The organism is Sporolactobacillus sp. KGMB 08714 (genome assembly GCF_036598985.1).
Lineage (GTDB): Bacteria > Bacillota > Bacilli > Bacillales > Sporolactobacillaceae > Sporolactobacillus.
Genome location: NZ_JAUUBW010000015.1, coordinates 62,477 through 79,519 on the forward strand (window position 1 = coordinate 62,477; position 17,043 = coordinate 79,519).

Genomic DNA, 17,043 nt, shown 5'->3' on the forward strand with positions numbered 1-17,043 from the left:
CTGACAGAGTCTGAAACGGGACCTTTTCCCCAGAAAAATTTGTTCGAAATAAAGAAAATGCGGATCCCGAAACAAGATAAAGGAAAGACAGACCGAGCGAAAAGGAAGAAAATTTAGTGCCCTGGCATTAGTCATGTATAATTATAGAAGATATTTGCCCATGCCTGTTTCACTGAACCGTTTTATAACAGCCGAGCCATTTCATTGTGCCGCTTGTAAGTACAAGTTAGGGCAGAGTCGCAGACTTCGGTCATCTGGAAATGATGGCCGCAGAATTGCCGAAAAGCCGGTAAACTTCCTTCCTGTTCCCGGAAGGAAGCTGCAAACCGCTGTGATTTGCCTGATCTGCACCCCTCCCTGCCGGAATTTATTTCCGCTGAAATTCAGCTGTTAAATTTTTGTGCTTTGTAAGGCACACTCAGTACAGACCATCGGCAGTCAGTTGATGATTCCTTGCAACGCTGCCTTTGCTGATTGTCAGCAGATCTCCTTGAGATGATTGCCAGGAAATAAGAGCTGTTGGGCTATTCTCCATTTGCTTATTCGCACGAATATCGGTTTGAGTTGACTGCAGTTGAGCAATTTCTCGATCAATAGCTTCAATTTCATTTTGTATTTTTTGAACTTGTTGCGACGGCTGACTCAAGTAGGTCGAATTCAGTCTGTTCATTTCCTCTTCCTGTTCGCCCTTTAAATAAAAGCTTAAATTACTTAATGTTTGATAATTTGAAACGTTTGTACTGAACGGAACGAGCATCAATAAGTCCCCCCTGTTTTTGAGCACGAAAAGTCTCAAAACTATTTTTAAAAAGGATTTTTCAGTTTCTCGGGCTTGTGCCCATCATTCAATTAGATTCTCTTCCTGCTCACCCAGTTGTCTCTTTGTCAATTTCAAAATCGGGCCGGTCGATACAACGATTCAGGTTCTTCCGGATCGCTATTCAGATGGCCTTCGGCTAGAATGAATCCATCCCATTCTTAATTCCTGTCCGATCGCTTTGCCGGACTTATTAACTATTTCGCCTGATTGCAGCAAATGTCTAATAAAGAAATGATCTCTTTCAACGTCTCTTAAAATAATCAAGCGGAAAAATTAACCATCTTCTCATAGTGATTATCGCCATATTCTGTTTGAATTAATGATTATAAAGTATTAATTCTAACATTCCTGTCTATGAAATGAGACAATTTAGTTTCTAAGGAACAGGTCTTTTTGATTATATGATTAAACTGGATACACCCATCCGACCTCGTCTTATCGGAGCCGCTTCATTGAAATAAAAGCACGATACGAAAATGGGGGAATTTATGAACAGCGATCCAAAAGTTACGTTCGATTTGATTCTGGAAATGATGGCGTACTGGACTGTTGATTGAGTGAATCAAGAATATGAGAATCTTGCGAGGGACCTCGTGCAGCTTCTTATATTCTATCAGGGAACTTGTGAGGAGGCGGACCTGAGATCATGAACAGATTCCTATGTAAAATCGGACAAAATAATAATAAAATATCAGAAATTGAAGCTGACGCACTGACAAATGTCCTGATTATAGAAAAGCTGATCGGCTTTGCAGCGGCACAAGGCGAGAAAATAAAGGAAGTCAGCGCTATAGCGCTGACTTTGCGATTTGATCTCATTCGCATGGAAAACTTCACCCATAAACAGTTGTGGACGCAGGCAGGATTGAATGATTAGTCGGTGAAAGATTACTTCCGGTTTTCCTGCGTGACGAAAAACACTGTGTGTCTCTTTTATTTAGAATCATGATTTCAGTTCCGCGTTTCTATCTCCTTATCAAAATTTATAGATTAGAAGTGATCCTGACATCCGAAAATCCGGATGATCTCTTCTGCTGCCTAGTCGGTAATATCAATGGACCGGCCGGATTGCCGGTTCTTGTTTCTGCCGGCGGCAATAACTTGCTCGTCACATCTGTCTATAGCACGCTGCAGGATAACATCTATACCGAGCAGAACTTCTTTACGCGATAAAAGCAAATGTTTTCTGGCTTCTTCGGGAACATACGACATGAAGGCTCTATGAGACCGTTCAGCCAGATCTTCCAGAATCATAAACGTTGTCCGTTGCTTCATTTTATCCATCCCGCTCATCCTCCCGTTGAAACGATGTTCCCGTGTCTTCAAATGTGATGATCAATTTCTGATTGATAAAACGGGCTTTAGAAATAGGCCGACTCAGCAGGGACCGCGGCAATATCAATTTATGCTTATAAGGACCGGCCTGTATCGTCAGCTCATCGCCCTTTTGACTCAATTCAAGCTGTTCTTTGTGTACAAACGGCACTGTCAGTTCTAAAATATAATGTCCCTCTTCTTTACGGACCTCCTGAATTCTCCCAAGATGGAGCACGGAAGCGGCATTATAATTTTTAAAAGCCATTTCCCCGATCCGTTTCAGCATCGACAGCCCGCAGACCTCCGATTCCATCATCGGAATCTTAAGGATTGGCAGCGGCCTGAATGACTCATGTATCTCCTTTTCATACTTCATTTGTATTTCCCGCCAGGTGGACCAATATCCGCTTCCGGCTTCATCGGGTATTACCCGATTGATGATAATCGCATCGGTGTTAAACCCCGATATATTTAAATAGGTAAAGGATCTTCTCGCTTCGGCAATCACCATTTTCTCCGGATTAATAACAATGCGTACCGAAGTCATTTTCGGATCTGAAATAATCTTTTTCAGCTCTTTTAATTCTTCTACGAATGCTCCGATACTGCTCATCACTTGATCATCCGGCAGTTCAAAACCTCCTGTCACTATTTTAGCAACCGGACGCACGACCTTTAAGAGACGGCGTTCATGCGGAAAGATTTTTTCCAGCCACCAATTAAGCAAGTCCGGAAAACTGAGAAGCCTTAACGTCTCACCCGTGGGCGCACAATCTACAATGATAGCATCATACTGACCGCTTTTCGCCTGTTGTTGGATTTCCATGAGACTAAATAGCTCTTCCATTCCCGGAAAGGCAAGAATTTCTGCAGTCGATAGATCATCCAATTGCGCCCAGGACATCAGGTTCGAAAACCATTTTTGAACCGCTCCCCAATATTTTTCCGTCTCACGGAGGCTATCTACCTCCAGTCCCCATAACCGTTCACGGATTCTTGTCGTTTTGTATCCGATTTGAACGTCAAATGAATCAGACAGGCTATGCGCGGCATCCGTACTCAAAATCAGAGTTTTGTATCCTTCATCGGCTAATCGCACGGCGGTAGCGGCTGCAACACTGGTTTTCCCGACACCGCCTTTTCCCGTATAAATAATAATTCTCATAAGAACCCTCCATATAGTACGATATCGTAGTATTTATCAACGAAAAAACAGCGGCGAATGCACTAATCATCAATGCGTATCTTGTGAAGCGAAGCATGTTTTTCATCTTCGCCGTTCTCTGTATTTTCTTTCAGCGCCTGAACGATCTTCAAAGCAAGGGTAAGAAATTGGGTACGTTCATCCGGGCTGAGCGCTTTTTGAATACGCTCAAATATACCCTGGATGATAGATTGGGCCCGTTCTGCTACGTTCTCCCCTTTATCTGTCAGCCTGATCAGGATGATACGCCGATCTTTTACGGATCGATACCGTTCAATCAATCCCTTGCGATCAAGCCTTTTTGATAAACTGGTCAGAGTACTTAAGGGTAATCCAAGTTTCGCCGCTAATTCCGACATCGTCGTCTGATGATGCAGATGCAGCATGAGCAACGCAGCAACGTCCGATCGGGTCACTGTTTTTTCCAATTCAGATATTTCGGGGAACAATCTCAGCGGCTGAAACCCGCCCTTTAATAACCACTCAAAAAGCCGTTCCATTGAAAAACCTCAAATCAGCATTTTCTTATTACTATAATAATACGATATCGTAGTAAATTCAAGGCGTTTTTTAGAGCAGTGAAAAGCTACGGCGTACAGAAGCGGATACAAAATCATTTTAATCAGTACAGGAAACGGCAGAATTTCTTTACTTTGTTACGCAAAACCTCGCCATATATTGAACCTCGATGACTTGGTAGGGTTTGATTTTTAAAATAAGAATGCTGTTTTTGTCGGCTAATCCCGATCCTCTCCTTTCCAGGCAATCTCCAATAATAGGGAAATTGAATAAAATGTGCTGCATCCTCGTATTTTCTGCATCTCAAAAATATTAAATAACCGGAAATGCCCCCTTTACAGCTCTTCCAAATGTTTGATCAAAGGCATTAATTATGAGTGTATCTGCCGACGAGACGTAGATACGTGCCAAAAATTGATTTCTAAGATTCCGGTTTGAACAGGAACCAACGGGTAAAAAGTTAAATTTGAAAGAAAATATAAAATCAAAAAAGCCGCCCGGCAAAATCATGAATCCGCGTTTTGTCACAATAGGAGCCATAAATATAATTTGTTATGTGATAAAATATGCAATGAATTATGCAGATAAGTTGCTAAAATATTTTTTCAGATTCTTATAAAGGAGGACGGAAATTTGGATTTTTACCAAATGAAGTGCGTCCTGACAGTGGCGAAACACCACAGCGTCAGCAAGGCCGCGGAAGAATTGTGTGTCACTCCTCCGTCTCTCTCTCAGCAAATCAAAAAAGCGGAAGATGAACTGGGTGTTAAATTGTTTGTCCGTTCAACTCACGATATTTGGCCGTCCGAAGCAGGAAATGAGTTTATCAAGCGGGCTCAGAAAATATTCGCCGAACTTTCGAAAATGAACGATATCATGAACAACTACGCCAGCGGAACAATCGGTCACCTGGTCATTGGCTGTGTGCCGGTAATGAAAGAGTCGGGATTGCTCCATTTCATCAAATTATTCACTGAGAGATATCCGCATATCTCCCTTGAATTTTACGAAGCGGAATGTTTTGATTTGTATCCTCTTCTCTACAGCGGAAAAATCGATGTGCTTATTTCAACAGCTGCCGACCCTGAAAAACCGAAAAAAATAAAGCTGAAATCTTATCCGCTTGCAGAGGATGAACTTGTGCTGGTGACAAGCAAAAAGCACCGATTTGCTAACCGCGGAATCATAAAGCTCAAAGAGACGGCAAAAGAACCGTTCATTTCATTTTCTCCTTCATCGAGTTTGTTCCGCGTGACAGTGGATGCTTGTCGGCGGTCCGGTTTTATGCCTGTATCCTCCTGTAGAACCCATAATTTCGATACCGCTTTGGGTCTGGTCGCAGCAAATGGAGGAGTAGCCATCGTCCCGCTGAAAAAGGTCACACATACTAAATGGAAGAATATCTCAATTCATCGATTGTCCCCCAAAATCAGCCGAACACTTTATCTTGTTTTTCTTCGCAGCGGTATAGCCAAAATAAATCCGATTGTCGAAAATTTTGAACAGTTTATGGCTCAATGTCATCTGAATTTGCATTTTGACGAATACAATTAAGAAAGAGCTATAGGAAAAATCGAAAATGAGTTTAAATCACCGATCATTGAGGATCGGCGTTTTTTTCTTTTACCAATATGATCGTGCATTTGACGACTGCTATCCAGAATATACAGATTTTCTCCGTATTCAACCGTTTCGGCATTTTGCCACTTTTTGAAGCGGACGGGCAGGCTCATAGACAAACAGACTATGCTCCCGGCCGGTATTGACCCATGGCCATTGATCTGCAGCTGCATCCCCTATAGACAGGGAGATAAAATGTCATCTTCCTAAAAATTTTTCGGCACAGCATGATAAACGGATCATAAAAATCAAATCGCCATTTATTAATTATTTATTAATATCTTACGATCTTACGATAAACAATGATTGATTGTATAATTCCAAATTGCTCCCGATTATTGCCGGTGCTATGATGCATAACAGTAAGAGGTATCACGGAAACGGCCGTAAAACAACGAAGTAACTTACGGTTTTCCGATACCCTGAAGGTTCTGCAGCAGCGTTTGACCGGATCAGCGGATACAGAAAGGAGCGCTTTTTCTGAAAATTGAAGGCGCTTAAAAGGAAGGAGACGATGACATCGAGCCGATACCGATTCCGAAGATGATCCCGATTTTTCCCGGGCGAACGGAAGCGTCAGAGGGACTTTGACAGGCGTTTCAAAAGTTGTGACGGCATGATTGTGAAAGATTTAACTATTTTTAAAAGAATGGACGCAAAAATCGATGCCTATTGTATTCACCTGCCTTTATAAATTTGTGAAGCGAAATGGAAAGGACAAAAAAAGAGAGGATGTAAAACTTGGATACGAAAAAGATTCTGGACGGCGTCAAGGTTGCCGAATTATCGACCTTTGTTGCCGCTCCCAGCTGTGCGCGAACCCTAGCAGAATGGGGCGCAGACGTCATTAAAATTGAATCTTTGAAAGGCGATGCCGGGCGCGTCTTTGGCCAGAATTATAAAACGCCCACCGAGGAAGAGGAAAACCCGCTGTTCGAAACGAATAACGCCAATAAAAAAAGCATTTGCATCAATATTAAAACCCCGAAGGGAAAAGAAGCACTCTATAAAATTCTTGAAAAATCGGATGTTTTTGTTACAAATGTGCGCAGTGCCTCATTAAAAAAAGAGGGTCTGGATTATGAAACTCTGAAACAGAAATTTCCGGGCCTGATTTGCGGTCATATTCTCGGATACGGCGAGAATGGAAAAGACCGCGACAAAGCAGGTTTCGACTATACCGCTTATTTTGCAAGAGGCGGCGTCATGGGGCCGTTAATGGAGAAGGGTTCCTCGCCGATTAATCCGGCCGTCGGTTTTGGCGATAACCAGGCCGGACTGTTCCTGACTGCCGGCATTTGCGCAGCTCTTTACAAAAAAGCAAAAACAGGCATGGGGGAGCGCATAACAGTCAGCCTTTACCATACCGGTGTCTATGATTCGGATCTGATGGTCGCGGCAACCAAGTATCTGAGTGACAAGGATAAATGGCCGATGACCCGGACAGCACCTTCGAGCCCTTTGATTAATTCCTATAAGTGTAAAGACGGAATCTGGCTGGAGATATGTATTCAGGAATACAATCGCTACCTTGTACCGTTCTGCAAAGCGATCGGGCGGGAAGACCTCATTGCCAATGAAAAATTCGACAACGTTACGCATGCATCGGCACATGCACAGGAAATGACCGCCATCATTCAGGACGAAATTGCCAAAAAAGATTTCAATGATTGGAATACTCGATTCCGCGCTGCCGATCTGGCTTTTGAAAAGATTCAGTCCTGGGACGACATTCTGAATGATCCGCAGGCATGGGAAAACGATATTCTTCGGGAAATCCATTATGAAAACGGCCATACGGGCGTGCTGGTCAACTCGCCGATTAAATTTCAGGATATGGGGCTTCCTGAATTGAAACCGGCTCCGAGACTGGGTGCCGATACGGATGCAGTCATGAAGGATCTCGGCTATTCGGAAGAGGAAATTACACAATTAAAGCTGGAGAAGTCTATAGGCGGAATGCAGCGCTTAAAAGTCTGATTATCGGTTGCCTCCCGGCAGCAGCTTAACGTTTAAAGGCTGAACGAATGGATTCCGGGATTTAAAAAGACAACAGCCGAAATTTCAACAATGGTAAGGATGTGTTGCAACGTGTACACGATGGGTATGGATATTGGCTCAACGACATCCAAGGGCGTTATTTTGCAGGATGGCACTTCGATCGTCGCCAGCAGCATTGTGGCTGCCGGCACAGGCACGCGGGGACCGCAGCGGACATTGGAAAGCCTATTTAAGCAATCGGATTTCAAAGAAACAGATATAACAAGAACGGTTGTTACCGGCTACGGGAGGCTCCGTTTCGATCAGGCGGATCAGCAAATCAGCGAGTTAAGCTGCCATGCGAAAGGGGCGCATTACATCTATCCCGACGTCCGGATCATCATTGATATCGGCGGACAGGATGCCAAAGCTTTAAAGCTGGACAGTAAGGGGCAATTAATGGATTTTGCAATGAATGACAAATGCGCCGCCGGAACCGGTCGTTTTCTTGATGCCATGGCCCGTGTTCTGGAAGTCGACGTTTCCGAATTATCTAAATTAGCCGACCAATCGCAGAATAGTGTCAGCATCAGCAGCACTTGCACCGTATTCGCCGAGTCGGAAGTCATTTCCCATCTCTCCGACGGCAAGAAACCTGAGGATATCGCCGCAGGCGTCGATCGTTCAATCTCCAAGCGAGTGTCCAGCCTGGCAAAAAGGATCGGCATCGAAAGAGAGGTCACAATGACCGGAGGCGTAGCCAGAAATTCGAACCTGGTCCGTTTTATGGAGAAAGCGATTGGCGGCATTCCGATAAAAGTCTCTCCTTATGCCCAGCTGATGGGGGCGATCGGAGCGGCAATCTATGCCTGGGAGCAGGATACGGGGAAAAGGCTTCCTGAAGGAGTCATGATTACAAGTCTTGAAGAAATCAATTCATAAAAAGAAAGAAGGACGTTGAGAATGCCAAAATCTTTATCAATGCAAATGTGCAATAAAATAGTCAACGACGGCTATGAAAGAGCTCTGGAGGCGAAGAAAAACGGAAAGCTTGTCGGATGGGCAACGTCCATCTTCCCTCAGGAAATTCCGGAAGCCTTCGGATTGGATATCGTCTATCCCGAAAACCATGCGGCGGCGGTATCGGCCCGGCACGGCTCGCTCGATCTCTGCCAGGAAGCCGAAGGGAAAGGATACTCCAACGATTTGTGTTCCTATGCACGGGTTAATCTTGGCTATATGTATAAAGAAACGATTGACGGCGTTAATATGCCCGCGCCGGACTTCGTTCTCTGCTGCACCAATCTGTGCAACACCGTTAAGAAATGGTATGAAAATCTGGCTGCTCATTACAACGTTCCGCTGATTATGATCGATACTCCTTATAATGCCGGGTACGAAGTAAGCCAGGAAGCAGTGGATTACATCAAAGGCCAATTTGAAGAGGCCATTCATCAGCTGGAGAAAATCACCGGACAGAAATTCGACGAAACAAAATTCAAAAAAGTAATGGATATTTCTTCGCACGCCGGGGATCTGTGGAAAGAAGTCATGGCACTCGCCCAAAACAATCCCTCTCCGCTGGGCGGATTCGATCTTTTCAACTATATGGCCATCATCGTATGTGCCCGCGGAAAACAGGAAACGGTGGATTGCTTTGAACAGCTGATTAAAGAACTTAAGGAAAACCTCAAAAACGGAACAACCACTTTCCGCGGAGAGGAAAAGCATCGAATCATGTATGACGGCATCCCCTGCTGGAATTACCTGGGCTACAAACTGAAATATTTTATCAGCCAGGGAATTAACATGGTCGGCAGTGCATACCTGGATACGTGGGCCATTCAGTATGAATCAGGCGATCTCGACGGCATGGCCCGCGCATACAGTGCGCTGCTCAATAACATTAACCTTGATCGACTGGTCGACGACCGGGCCGAGGTCATTAAGAAATTCAACTGCGCCGGAGCCGTCTATCATATGAACAGAAGCTGCAAGATCATGGATTTTCTTCAGTATGAACTGGGCAGAAGAGTGGAAAAGAAAACGGGTGTTCCCTATGCAAGATTCGACGGCGATCAATCGGATCCGCGCAACTTTGCCAAAGCTCAATTTGAAACAAGAATTCAGGGCCTGACTGAAATCATGGAAAGCAAAAAGGCCAATTAAATCGCAGAGGGGGAAAAGAAAGATGAGCCAAGTCGTTAACAGTATTATTTTTCAATTAACGGAAGCAGCCGATCATCCGGGAAAAGCAGTGAAAGATTCTATTGATCAAACAGGCAAGAAGGCGATCGGATGGCTTCCGGAAATTGTTCCTGAAGAAATTATCTACGCAGGCGGTATGCTGCCGGTCGGATGCTGGGGAGGAGAAACGGAAATTAACGATGCAAAAAATTATCTGCCCGCTTTTACCTGCTCGCTGCTGATGGCGTGTATGGAATTCGACATGAACGGAACCTATAAAAATCTTTCCGGCATTGTTGTTCCTTCCATGTGTGATCAGTTGAAGTGTGTCGGTCAGGATATGATGGTTGCCTCCAGCCTCCCGGTTATTCAGATTGTTCCTCCGGCTAATCGTAAAATCGAAGCCGGAATCCGATTCCTGGAAACAGAGTATCAGAAAATGAAAACAAAACTGGAACAAATCGCCGGACATGAAATTACGGATCAGGCGATCGCCGGGGCTATCGATGTTTATAATGACTGGCGTCAAACAATGCGCGAATTCGTTCTGGCGGCAAATGACCATTTGGACATTGTCACCCCGCTTGTTCGCCATAAAGTCATCAAAAGCGCCTACTTCATGGATAAGGCGAAACACGCACAGCTTGTTAAGGACCTGATCGCCGGACTGAAGGAAACAGATAAATTTGAATTCAAAGGTAAAAGAGTGGTCATAACCGGAATTATGGCGGAACCGGATTCCGTTCTCCAAATCCTGGAAGAAAATAATCTGTCTGTTGTCGGTGATAATCTGGCCCAGGAAACGATTCAGTTCGCAACGGATGTCCCGGCGGTGGGAAGGGATGCCATACATCGTCTTGCACTAATGTTCGCTAATATTGAAGGCCTGTCCGTTGCCTACGATCCGGAAAAGAAAAGAGGACAGATGGTTCTCGATCTCGTGAAAGAGAATAAAGCAGACGGGATCATTTTCGCGCTCTTTAAATTCTGCTGTGAAGAAGAATTCGACTATCCGATATTGAAAGAACAATTTGAAGCCCGGCATATTCCGACGCTTTACCTGGAAATCGATCAGCAGCAAGCGGATGCCGAACAAGCCCGCACCCGTATACAGGCTTTTAAGGAGACTCTGGAGATGGGTCAAAGCGTTATCTGATAAAAGCAGTAAAACTCATGTTTCTAAAATTATAACGCTGTGTCTTCAGGGCACAACGTTTTTTTGATTAAACGGAAAGCATCTCTTCAAATATTGTACTTTGTTTGACACTGATCCGTTTTATATCTCTTTATGAAGCAACATGATTTACACTAATGAATATCGAGAAGATTTTTTAAAAATTTTTTGTAAGCGTATTTACTTGTACGCGACGGATCAAGAATGACTGAAAAGAGTGAAATCAATGGAACTTAGCCAAATCAAGTGTGTTTTAATGGTCGCCAAGGTAAAAAGTTTTCATAAAGCATCTTCCATGCTGCACATTACCCCAACCACGCTTTCGCGTCAAATTAAACGAATTGAAGAGGAACTGGGAGTTAAATTGTTCATACGCACGACACGGAGCGTCTGCCTGACGTGGGCAGGTGTAAAGTTTGTCGAGGGCGGACAATACATTCTGAATGAAGTGGCTGAAATAAATAAACAAATGAAAAAGTTTGTCGATGGAACGACCGGCCATCTTGTTATCGGAACCATCCCCGTTTTGAATGAATATGGAATAACCTCTCTTATTCAGTGTTTTATCGAGAAGTATCCTAACGTTTCATTGGAAATTCGCGAAGCGGAATATTTTGATTTATACCCAATGCTTTATGAAGAGGAAATTGATACGGCGATACTGACCTTGTATGATCAAATGAAGCCAAAAGGCGTAAAGCTCAAATCCTGTCCGTTGATTGATGATGAATTCGTCATCGTTACCCGTTCCGGCCACACACTGGCTGAACAAAAAACGATCCATTTAAAAGAAACGGCAGATGAAACGTTTATTCCTTTTACCAGCTTACAGCAAGAAACCATTGAAGCCTGCGCAAAAGCCGGATTTACTCCTAAATTCAGCCAATTCAGCGCCCACAGACTGGATACAACACTCGGACTTGTTGCAGAAGGAGCAGGAATCGCAATGATTCCTTTAGTAGAGGTTACCCATATAAAGTGGGAAAATATACAAATCATTCGTTTGACTCCGAAAATCAAAAGAACACTGATGATGGTTTTGCCGAATGACCCGAAAGAAAAACCTGTCGTCAAAAATTTTGAGCGTTTTGTTCTCAGCTGCAGGCATCGGCTCATAAACTGAACCGGAGAAACGATGCAAACCGGCAAAAGAGATAACCAATCGGAACATTCAAGGGGGACATTTGCTATCAGAGATTGAACGTGACTTGCAACGACGAAGAAAGATAAAAACTGCGAATGATTCCTGCACCATGGCGCTGCCGCACAGCCAAAGACAGGGGTATCGCTCATGGGGGGAATATTTTTATCTTGGCACAGAACGGCACACGATATACAAGTATGAGGGATCCTGATCAATCCCTGGCTCAGATGGCCCGCTATCTCCAAGGCCATCGGTCACGATTTTCCCTGAACGTTTTTAGAAACCGGCTGAGGGATGTCCCCGGCGGTCAGGCGGCCCCGTCAAGCTGACTCATAGCACCCGGCATGCGCCGGGCTGAACCGATCGCCAGGCCCGTTACCAGGCTGGAAAGCAGCAGCTTGCCCTATTGATCCAGTACGCACGCCATAACAACAGAAAAGCCTATTCTTAGCGCTTCCTCGTGTTAAACGGCGCCTTTTTTAAAAACTCGATGACTTCTTTCTTGTAACCATAGCGACGATTGATCTCTGCGAGCCGCTGTTTATCATGCGTATGGATGCGACCGGTCATCAAGAGTTCCTGATAGAGCTCAAAATAAGGAAGATGCTGTCTCTTTGCTTCCTGAATTTCTTTGTTCCGATCATAGCTTACCCGTTTAAATAGCGTTTGCAGCAGACCGGTTTCGTCGATCTCGATAATGGCATACTCCGGCCGCAGATCGGGACGGTGCCCCGTCCAATTAGAAAAAGGCTGTCCGATAGAACCGGGATTGATGATGAGCTGATCTGCGCTGCTGTACCTCATGATCGGATGATGAATATGTGCATAAACAGCAAGATCAGAAGGATCTTTACTAAAAAGGCGATCGAAATTTTGCTGATCCTGATCCGTTGCAAGGTCACCGCCGCAGTTTCTATCGGGCAGATGGTGTGAGATACCCATTTTCATCCCATTAATTTGCTTAGTGAGATATAAAGGCAACCCCTCCATAAACGCGATTTCGGAACTGCTTAAATGTTCGTATTGATACTGAGCCTGCCTTGCAATATAGACATCCGTCGGGTCATTAAGATCGATGTGGCCGTTCAGCGCGTCAAGAAAACAATCTTCCCAGTTTCCCCTGACAAAAACCGATACCTTTAATTTCTTCAGGATGGCCAATAAATTGGCCGATCCCGGTCCGGGAATGATTAAATCCCCCAGAAACCAGTATTCGGTAGCCCCTTCGCGAAATGCATCTGCGACAACTGCTTCCAATGCCGTTGTATTCCCATGAACATCGGCCAGCAATGCGATTTTATGTAACAAACTTTTCACCTTTATCATTTCAGACTTATCAATCCCAGTATAATCGAAAAGGTCTGCCATTTGTCAACCATTTTAAGAGGGTATGCTTCATTGAAAACACCGGAACGGTAAAAATGATGCAATACAATCAGCTGAAGAAAATTTGAAAGCGGCGATCTCTTTGCTGATCGATTTTCGGACCTACGCGACGCAGCTGAGAAAGAGGGCATTTATCTGCTCCCATGAATACGGCTGATGTCGCCGCCATCGATCGTCCTGCTCCTTCCGGGCGGGACGCTTCTGCCGGCTTTTCCAAGCGATCCGAATCCTCCTTTCATTAGTTCGTTATTCTTATCCCCTTTTGATAATACGCCCCTCTATTCTCCGCAGCAGCCCTTCGTCAAAAAAATGGTGCGGATTCTTCGCCTTCGATCATTTGTTACAGGAGGCCGATGCTTCTTTAAAGTGCAATCAATAGGATATGTTTTACGATTGACGGCCTCAATCTTTCAAGTTTCCTATACCTATCCCGGCCTTGCCCATAAAATATAAAACACCCGGGAATGCCCCTTTATGGCTATTCCCGAGTGCTTGATCAAGGGTATTAATTATGTACCACGGAGAATGAATCCTTATGACCGTCGGTAAAGACTATTGTATTATAGCTATTTTTCTCTGTCAAGAAGATAATCCGGATACTTGGCTGCGGTCCTGCCCTTCTTCATCGTTAACTGCCGATAAAAAAGAGCCGGCCCAACGCTTGCGCAAAGAACTGCTCTATCTCCTTCATTAAAGTAAAGTCATACTGAATTTTGATAATCCGACAGAACCTGACTTCTTGAAACAAGCTGATTGTTCTGGTCAACAAGACCAAGCTGATAGGCTTTCTGTACAAGATTAAGTATCGTTCCATAGAACGGATTGCCCGTCATCGTCTGATCGCGTGTCAATTCGTTTTGTACTTGGCTCGAAACATTTCTTGCCAGTTTCTGATCAATAACTTTATGATCATTCATATCTCTTTCAAAATCTGTAAATGTCAACTGATCGCCTGAATTATTTACGGGAAGCCCATCAATTTCAGCTTGAGCCCGGTTACCAACCGTCAGCTGAGCATAGGCGGCGAATAAAGCTTTTTCCTGTGGGCTCATTTGACTGATACTTGTCGTACCGCTAGGATCATACATCCAATCACGTCCTGTCCTATATCATTTGATGAAAATCAATTTACACTGTCATCAATGGGGAAATTAAAATCCGGCTCTCATCGGTACCGCAGTCATGAACAGTGACAAGAAAGCTATCCCTTTCATTCCTGCCATCTATTTTTTAATACAGTTCAATTATATATTTATTTTGGAAGAATTGGAGCGAAGCGGCTTCCATTTAAAGGAAAAGCTAAAGGAAAAACCGATGCGGTTTTACGGCTCCGGCATCCCGAAAATTTAAGATAACCGGCGATCTGTTCGCCGACACTTATAAGTTCCGGTTAAAATGAAATAGATTTATAAGCATGCAATAGTAAAACGAATTTGAAAAAGGAGGATGAATCCTATGTACATCGGGCAATCGTTCAAAAAACAGCAGCATCATTTAACATTTCTAAGCAGCACCATCTGATAGACGGCGCGCCGCTCATTGCCATCCTGACTGCGGACCGCCGGTATAAAGAAATTTACAAGTACTGCGGCCGGCGGGATAGTCATTTCACGATTTTATTATTCGGATCGCGCCAATTAACGATCAGCACCACAAGGAACAGCAGGATGGCAGATAAGAAAATCATGTGCAGAGAATTTAAAATGATACCGTCAATAAAACTGCGGTGGGCCACGTACGAGTCCCCGTTTTTTGAACTGATGACGTTATTGACCCAGCTGAACGGGATGCCCTGCAATTGCGAACGGATACTGAAATTAAACAGGGCGCCAAAGATTCCGGTCATGATCGTCTGACCCAGCGTCCGTCCTAACGTCAATAATGAAGTCGCACTGCCGATCTGATTTTTCCCCACCAGATGCTGGCATAAAATGGTGTTCATACTAATCACTATTCCCATGCCGGATCCGGAAATGGCAGCAATGACATAAAACGCCCATGATGGAAATTGGCGCCCGGCAAAGATCAGCGGCAGATAAGCCAGCATCTGGAGGGTCACCACGCAAAGTGTAATTTTTTTAGGGGCAAAGCGGGTAATGAGCGGACCGACGGCAAATGACATCAGGAGCCACATGACTGAACTGGATGTTACTACCAGGCCGGCAATCGTCGCCGGCAAGCGATAGAGCGATTGCAGCCAGATCGGAAAATAAATCTGATAGCCGATTAAAATGCCGCTCAGCAATAGCGCCGTGATGATTTGTACGGTAAAGGTCGGACGGGCAAACAGGGACGGCGCAATTAACGGATCGCTGAAGTGTCTTTCCCGACGGACCAGCAGCCCGCAGGCACCAGCCGCGGCAAGGAGCAGGCCGGCCGAGATCCATAACAAACGTTTCTGAGAACTGTCCAATAGCTGAACGGCCAGAAGCAGGCTGATCAGTCCGGTGGCCAGCCAGACGATGCCGGCCCGGTCGATTTTTAAATTCCGGCGGTTTCCGGCCGATTCGCGGTAACCGACCAGGGTGAGGAAAAACACGATGATGCCCAAAGGTACATTGACAAAAAACACCCAATGCCAGTTCAGATACTGCACAAGAAAGCCGCCGATCAGCGGGCCAACCAGCGCCGAGATCCCCCAGGCGGTATTGTTGAACGCCATCACTCGCGGCCGTTCATCAAAGCTGTAGCTGTCGGCAATAATCGTAAAGGTCAGCGGCATGACGGCCCCGGCACCGATTCCTTGCAGTGCCCGCGATAAAATCAATAATAAAATAGAGGGGGAAAAGCCGCATAAGCCGGAGCCTAAAATAAATAGCAACACTCCCCATAGGAAAATCCGCTTTCTGCCCATCGCATCTGCCAATTTACCGTAAATCGGCGTCGTAATCGCCGTGGTCAGCAAATAGGCGCTCATAATCCAGCTTTGGTAGGCTAGTCCATGCAAGGAGCTGATAATAGCAGGCAGCGCCGTGGTCACAATCGTTATTTCAACTGAAGTCATGAACGTCGCAATAAAGACCGCCATGATCAGCCAGCGTCTGATGCCCTTATCCACCTGTGATCCTTCCTCTCTTCAACCGGTCAATGATCGTTTTAACGTCAGGTCATTCGATTTGCAGTGCTGCTAGTTTATCCCTTTTAGGGCTCCCCGAAACGTTAAAACCGCCATTTTTTATTTCGTCTTTAAGACGATTTCCCTGAAGCCGGCTTCTACTATGACCGGTGACTTATTAAGAAATTTAAAAAGTTGCCAAGGCGATCATCCGAACATACGCCGGGAAACATGGAAAAAATGATAGAATCGCCACGGAACCGCTCAGCAAAAGATGAGAACCCGCCCTTTTTTCAATGCGATTCGACGTATTTATTTTTTCCCGCCCGGCTTCCGGCGACAAGCATAATAAGGGAGAGAAAAATTAAAATGATTTCCGGAACCAGCCAGCCGCCTGTCAAATCATGCAGAAACCCTAAGAAAACCGGTCCCAGCGCTGCCAGCAAATAACCGCCGGACTGCCCCATGCCCGAGAGTTCGGCAGCTTGCTGAGCCGTATGTGTCCTTAACGTAAAAAATAAAAGCGCCAGACTGATTAATGCGCCGCCTGCCAAAGCAAGGAAGAGGCTGTCTCAAAAGCCCTGTTAAAACTCAAGAACCGGAGAGAAAATTTGTAAAAAAATTTCTCTCCGGTTCT

At 44.9% G+C, this 17,043-nt stretch carries 15 protein-coding genes; 7 read left to right on the forward strand and 8 right to left on the reverse strand.

Going from position 1 to position 17,043, the window contains the following annotated elements:
• Positions 1-418 precede the first annotated feature (418 nt).
• A complete protein-coding gene (locus Q6A92_RS08695) occupies positions 419-757 on the reverse strand; it encodes a hypothetical protein (protein WP_274397930.1) in 339 nt (112 codons plus the stop codon).
• A 709-nt stretch (positions 758-1,466) separates the two neighbouring features.
• On the opposite strand from Q6A92_RS08695, the gene Q6A92_RS08700 reads away from it, so the two are divergent.
• On the forward strand, positions 1,467-1,697 hold the full coding sequence (locus Q6A92_RS08700) for a hypothetical protein (protein WP_274397931.1): 231 nt from the start codon (positions 1,467-1,469) through the stop codon (positions 1,695-1,697).
• 161 nt (positions 1,698-1,858) lie between these two features.
• On the opposite strand, the gene Q6A92_RS08705 is transcribed toward Q6A92_RS08700, so the two are convergent.
• The 3 genes from Q6A92_RS08705 to Q6A92_RS08715 all read right to left on the reverse strand — a co-directional run bounded on the left by Q6A92_RS08705 (position 1,859) and on the right by Q6A92_RS08715 (position 3,841).
• Complete coding sequence (locus Q6A92_RS08705) at positions 1,859-2,104, reverse strand: hypothetical protein (RefSeq protein WP_274397932.1); 246 nt, start codon at positions 2,102-2,104, stop codon at positions 1,859-1,861.
• The gene (locus Q6A92_RS08710) at positions 2,097-3,302 is read right to left on the reverse strand and encodes an ArsA family ATPase (protein ID WP_332237755.1); all 1,206 of its coding nucleotides are present in this window, start codon (positions 3,300-3,302) and stop codon (positions 2,097-2,099) included. The genes Q6A92_RS08705 and Q6A92_RS08710 overlap by 8 nt, the downstream gene beginning before the upstream one ends.
• 62 nt (positions 3,303-3,364) lie before the next feature.
• Positions 3,365-3,841 (reverse strand): MarR family winged helix-turn-helix transcriptional regulator, encoded by a 477-nt coding sequence (locus Q6A92_RS08715; protein ID WP_274397934.1) that lies wholly within the window; start codon positions 3,839-3,841, stop codon positions 3,365-3,367.
• 652 nt (positions 3,842-4,493) lie between these two features.
• Between Q6A92_RS08715 and Q6A92_RS08720 the strand changes: the two genes are divergently transcribed.
• The 6 genes from Q6A92_RS08720 to Q6A92_RS08745 all read left to right on the forward strand — a co-directional run bounded on the left by Q6A92_RS08720 (position 4,494) and on the right by Q6A92_RS08745 (position 11,944).
• Positions 4,494-5,414 (forward strand): LysR family transcriptional regulator, encoded by a 921-nt coding sequence (locus Q6A92_RS08720; RefSeq protein WP_332237758.1) that lies wholly within the window; start codon positions 4,494-4,496, stop codon positions 5,412-5,414.
• Between the two features lie 807 nt (positions 5,415-6,221).
• Positions 6,222-7,460, forward strand: a complete 1,239-nt coding sequence (locus tag Q6A92_RS08725) for a CaiB/BaiF CoA transferase family protein (RefSeq protein ID WP_332237759.1) — start codon at positions 6,222-6,224, stop codon at positions 7,458-7,460.
• 120 nt (positions 7,461-7,580) lie between these two features.
• Positions 7,581-8,402, forward strand: coding sequence for an acyl-CoA dehydratase activase (locus Q6A92_RS08730; protein WP_332237768.1), 822 nt, complete (start codon positions 7,581-7,583; stop codon positions 8,400-8,402).
• 21 nt (positions 8,403-8,423) lie between these two features.
• Positions 8,424-9,629: a 2-hydroxyacyl-CoA dehydratase subunit D gene (locus Q6A92_RS08735; RefSeq protein WP_274397937.1), complete on the forward strand. Its 1,206-nt coding sequence runs from the start codon at positions 8,424-8,426 to the stop codon at positions 9,627-9,629.
• A gap of 22 nt (positions 9,630-9,651) precedes the next feature.
• Positions 9,652-10,803, forward strand: coding sequence for a 2-hydroxyacyl-CoA dehydratase subunit D (locus Q6A92_RS08740; RefSeq protein ID WP_274397938.1), 1,152 nt, complete (start codon positions 9,652-9,654; stop codon positions 10,801-10,803).
• Positions 10,804-11,047: 244 nt separating this feature from the next.
• A complete protein-coding gene (locus Q6A92_RS08745; RefSeq protein ID WP_274397939.1) occupies positions 11,048-11,944 on the forward strand; it encodes a LysR family transcriptional regulator in 897 nt (298 codons plus the stop codon).
• A gap of 468 nt (positions 11,945-12,412) precedes the next feature.
• Here Q6A92_RS08745 and Q6A92_RS08750 read toward each other — a convergent pair whose 3' ends face one another.
• From Q6A92_RS08750 to Q6A92_RS08765, 4 genes are all read right to left on the reverse strand, one after another.
• Entirely contained in the window at positions 12,413-13,273 is an 861-nt protein-coding gene (locus Q6A92_RS08750; protein WP_332237760.1) for a metallophosphoesterase family protein, read from the reverse strand.
• Positions 13,274-14,052: 779 nt separating this feature from the next.
• Positions 14,053-14,439, reverse strand: a complete 387-nt coding sequence (locus tag Q6A92_RS08755; RefSeq protein ID WP_332237762.1) for a hypothetical protein — start codon at positions 14,437-14,439, stop codon at positions 14,053-14,055.
• A gap of 515 nt (positions 14,440-14,954) precedes the next feature.
• Positions 14,955-16,409 (reverse strand): MFS transporter, encoded by a 1,455-nt coding sequence (locus Q6A92_RS08760; RefSeq protein ID WP_332237763.1) that lies wholly within the window; start codon positions 16,407-16,409, stop codon positions 14,955-14,957.
• Between the two features lie 290 nt (positions 16,410-16,699).
• Positions 16,700-16,960, reverse strand: coding sequence for a hypothetical protein (locus Q6A92_RS08765; RefSeq protein ID WP_332237765.1), 261 nt, complete (start codon positions 16,958-16,960; stop codon positions 16,700-16,702).
• Positions 16,961-17,043 lie beyond the last annotated feature (83 nt).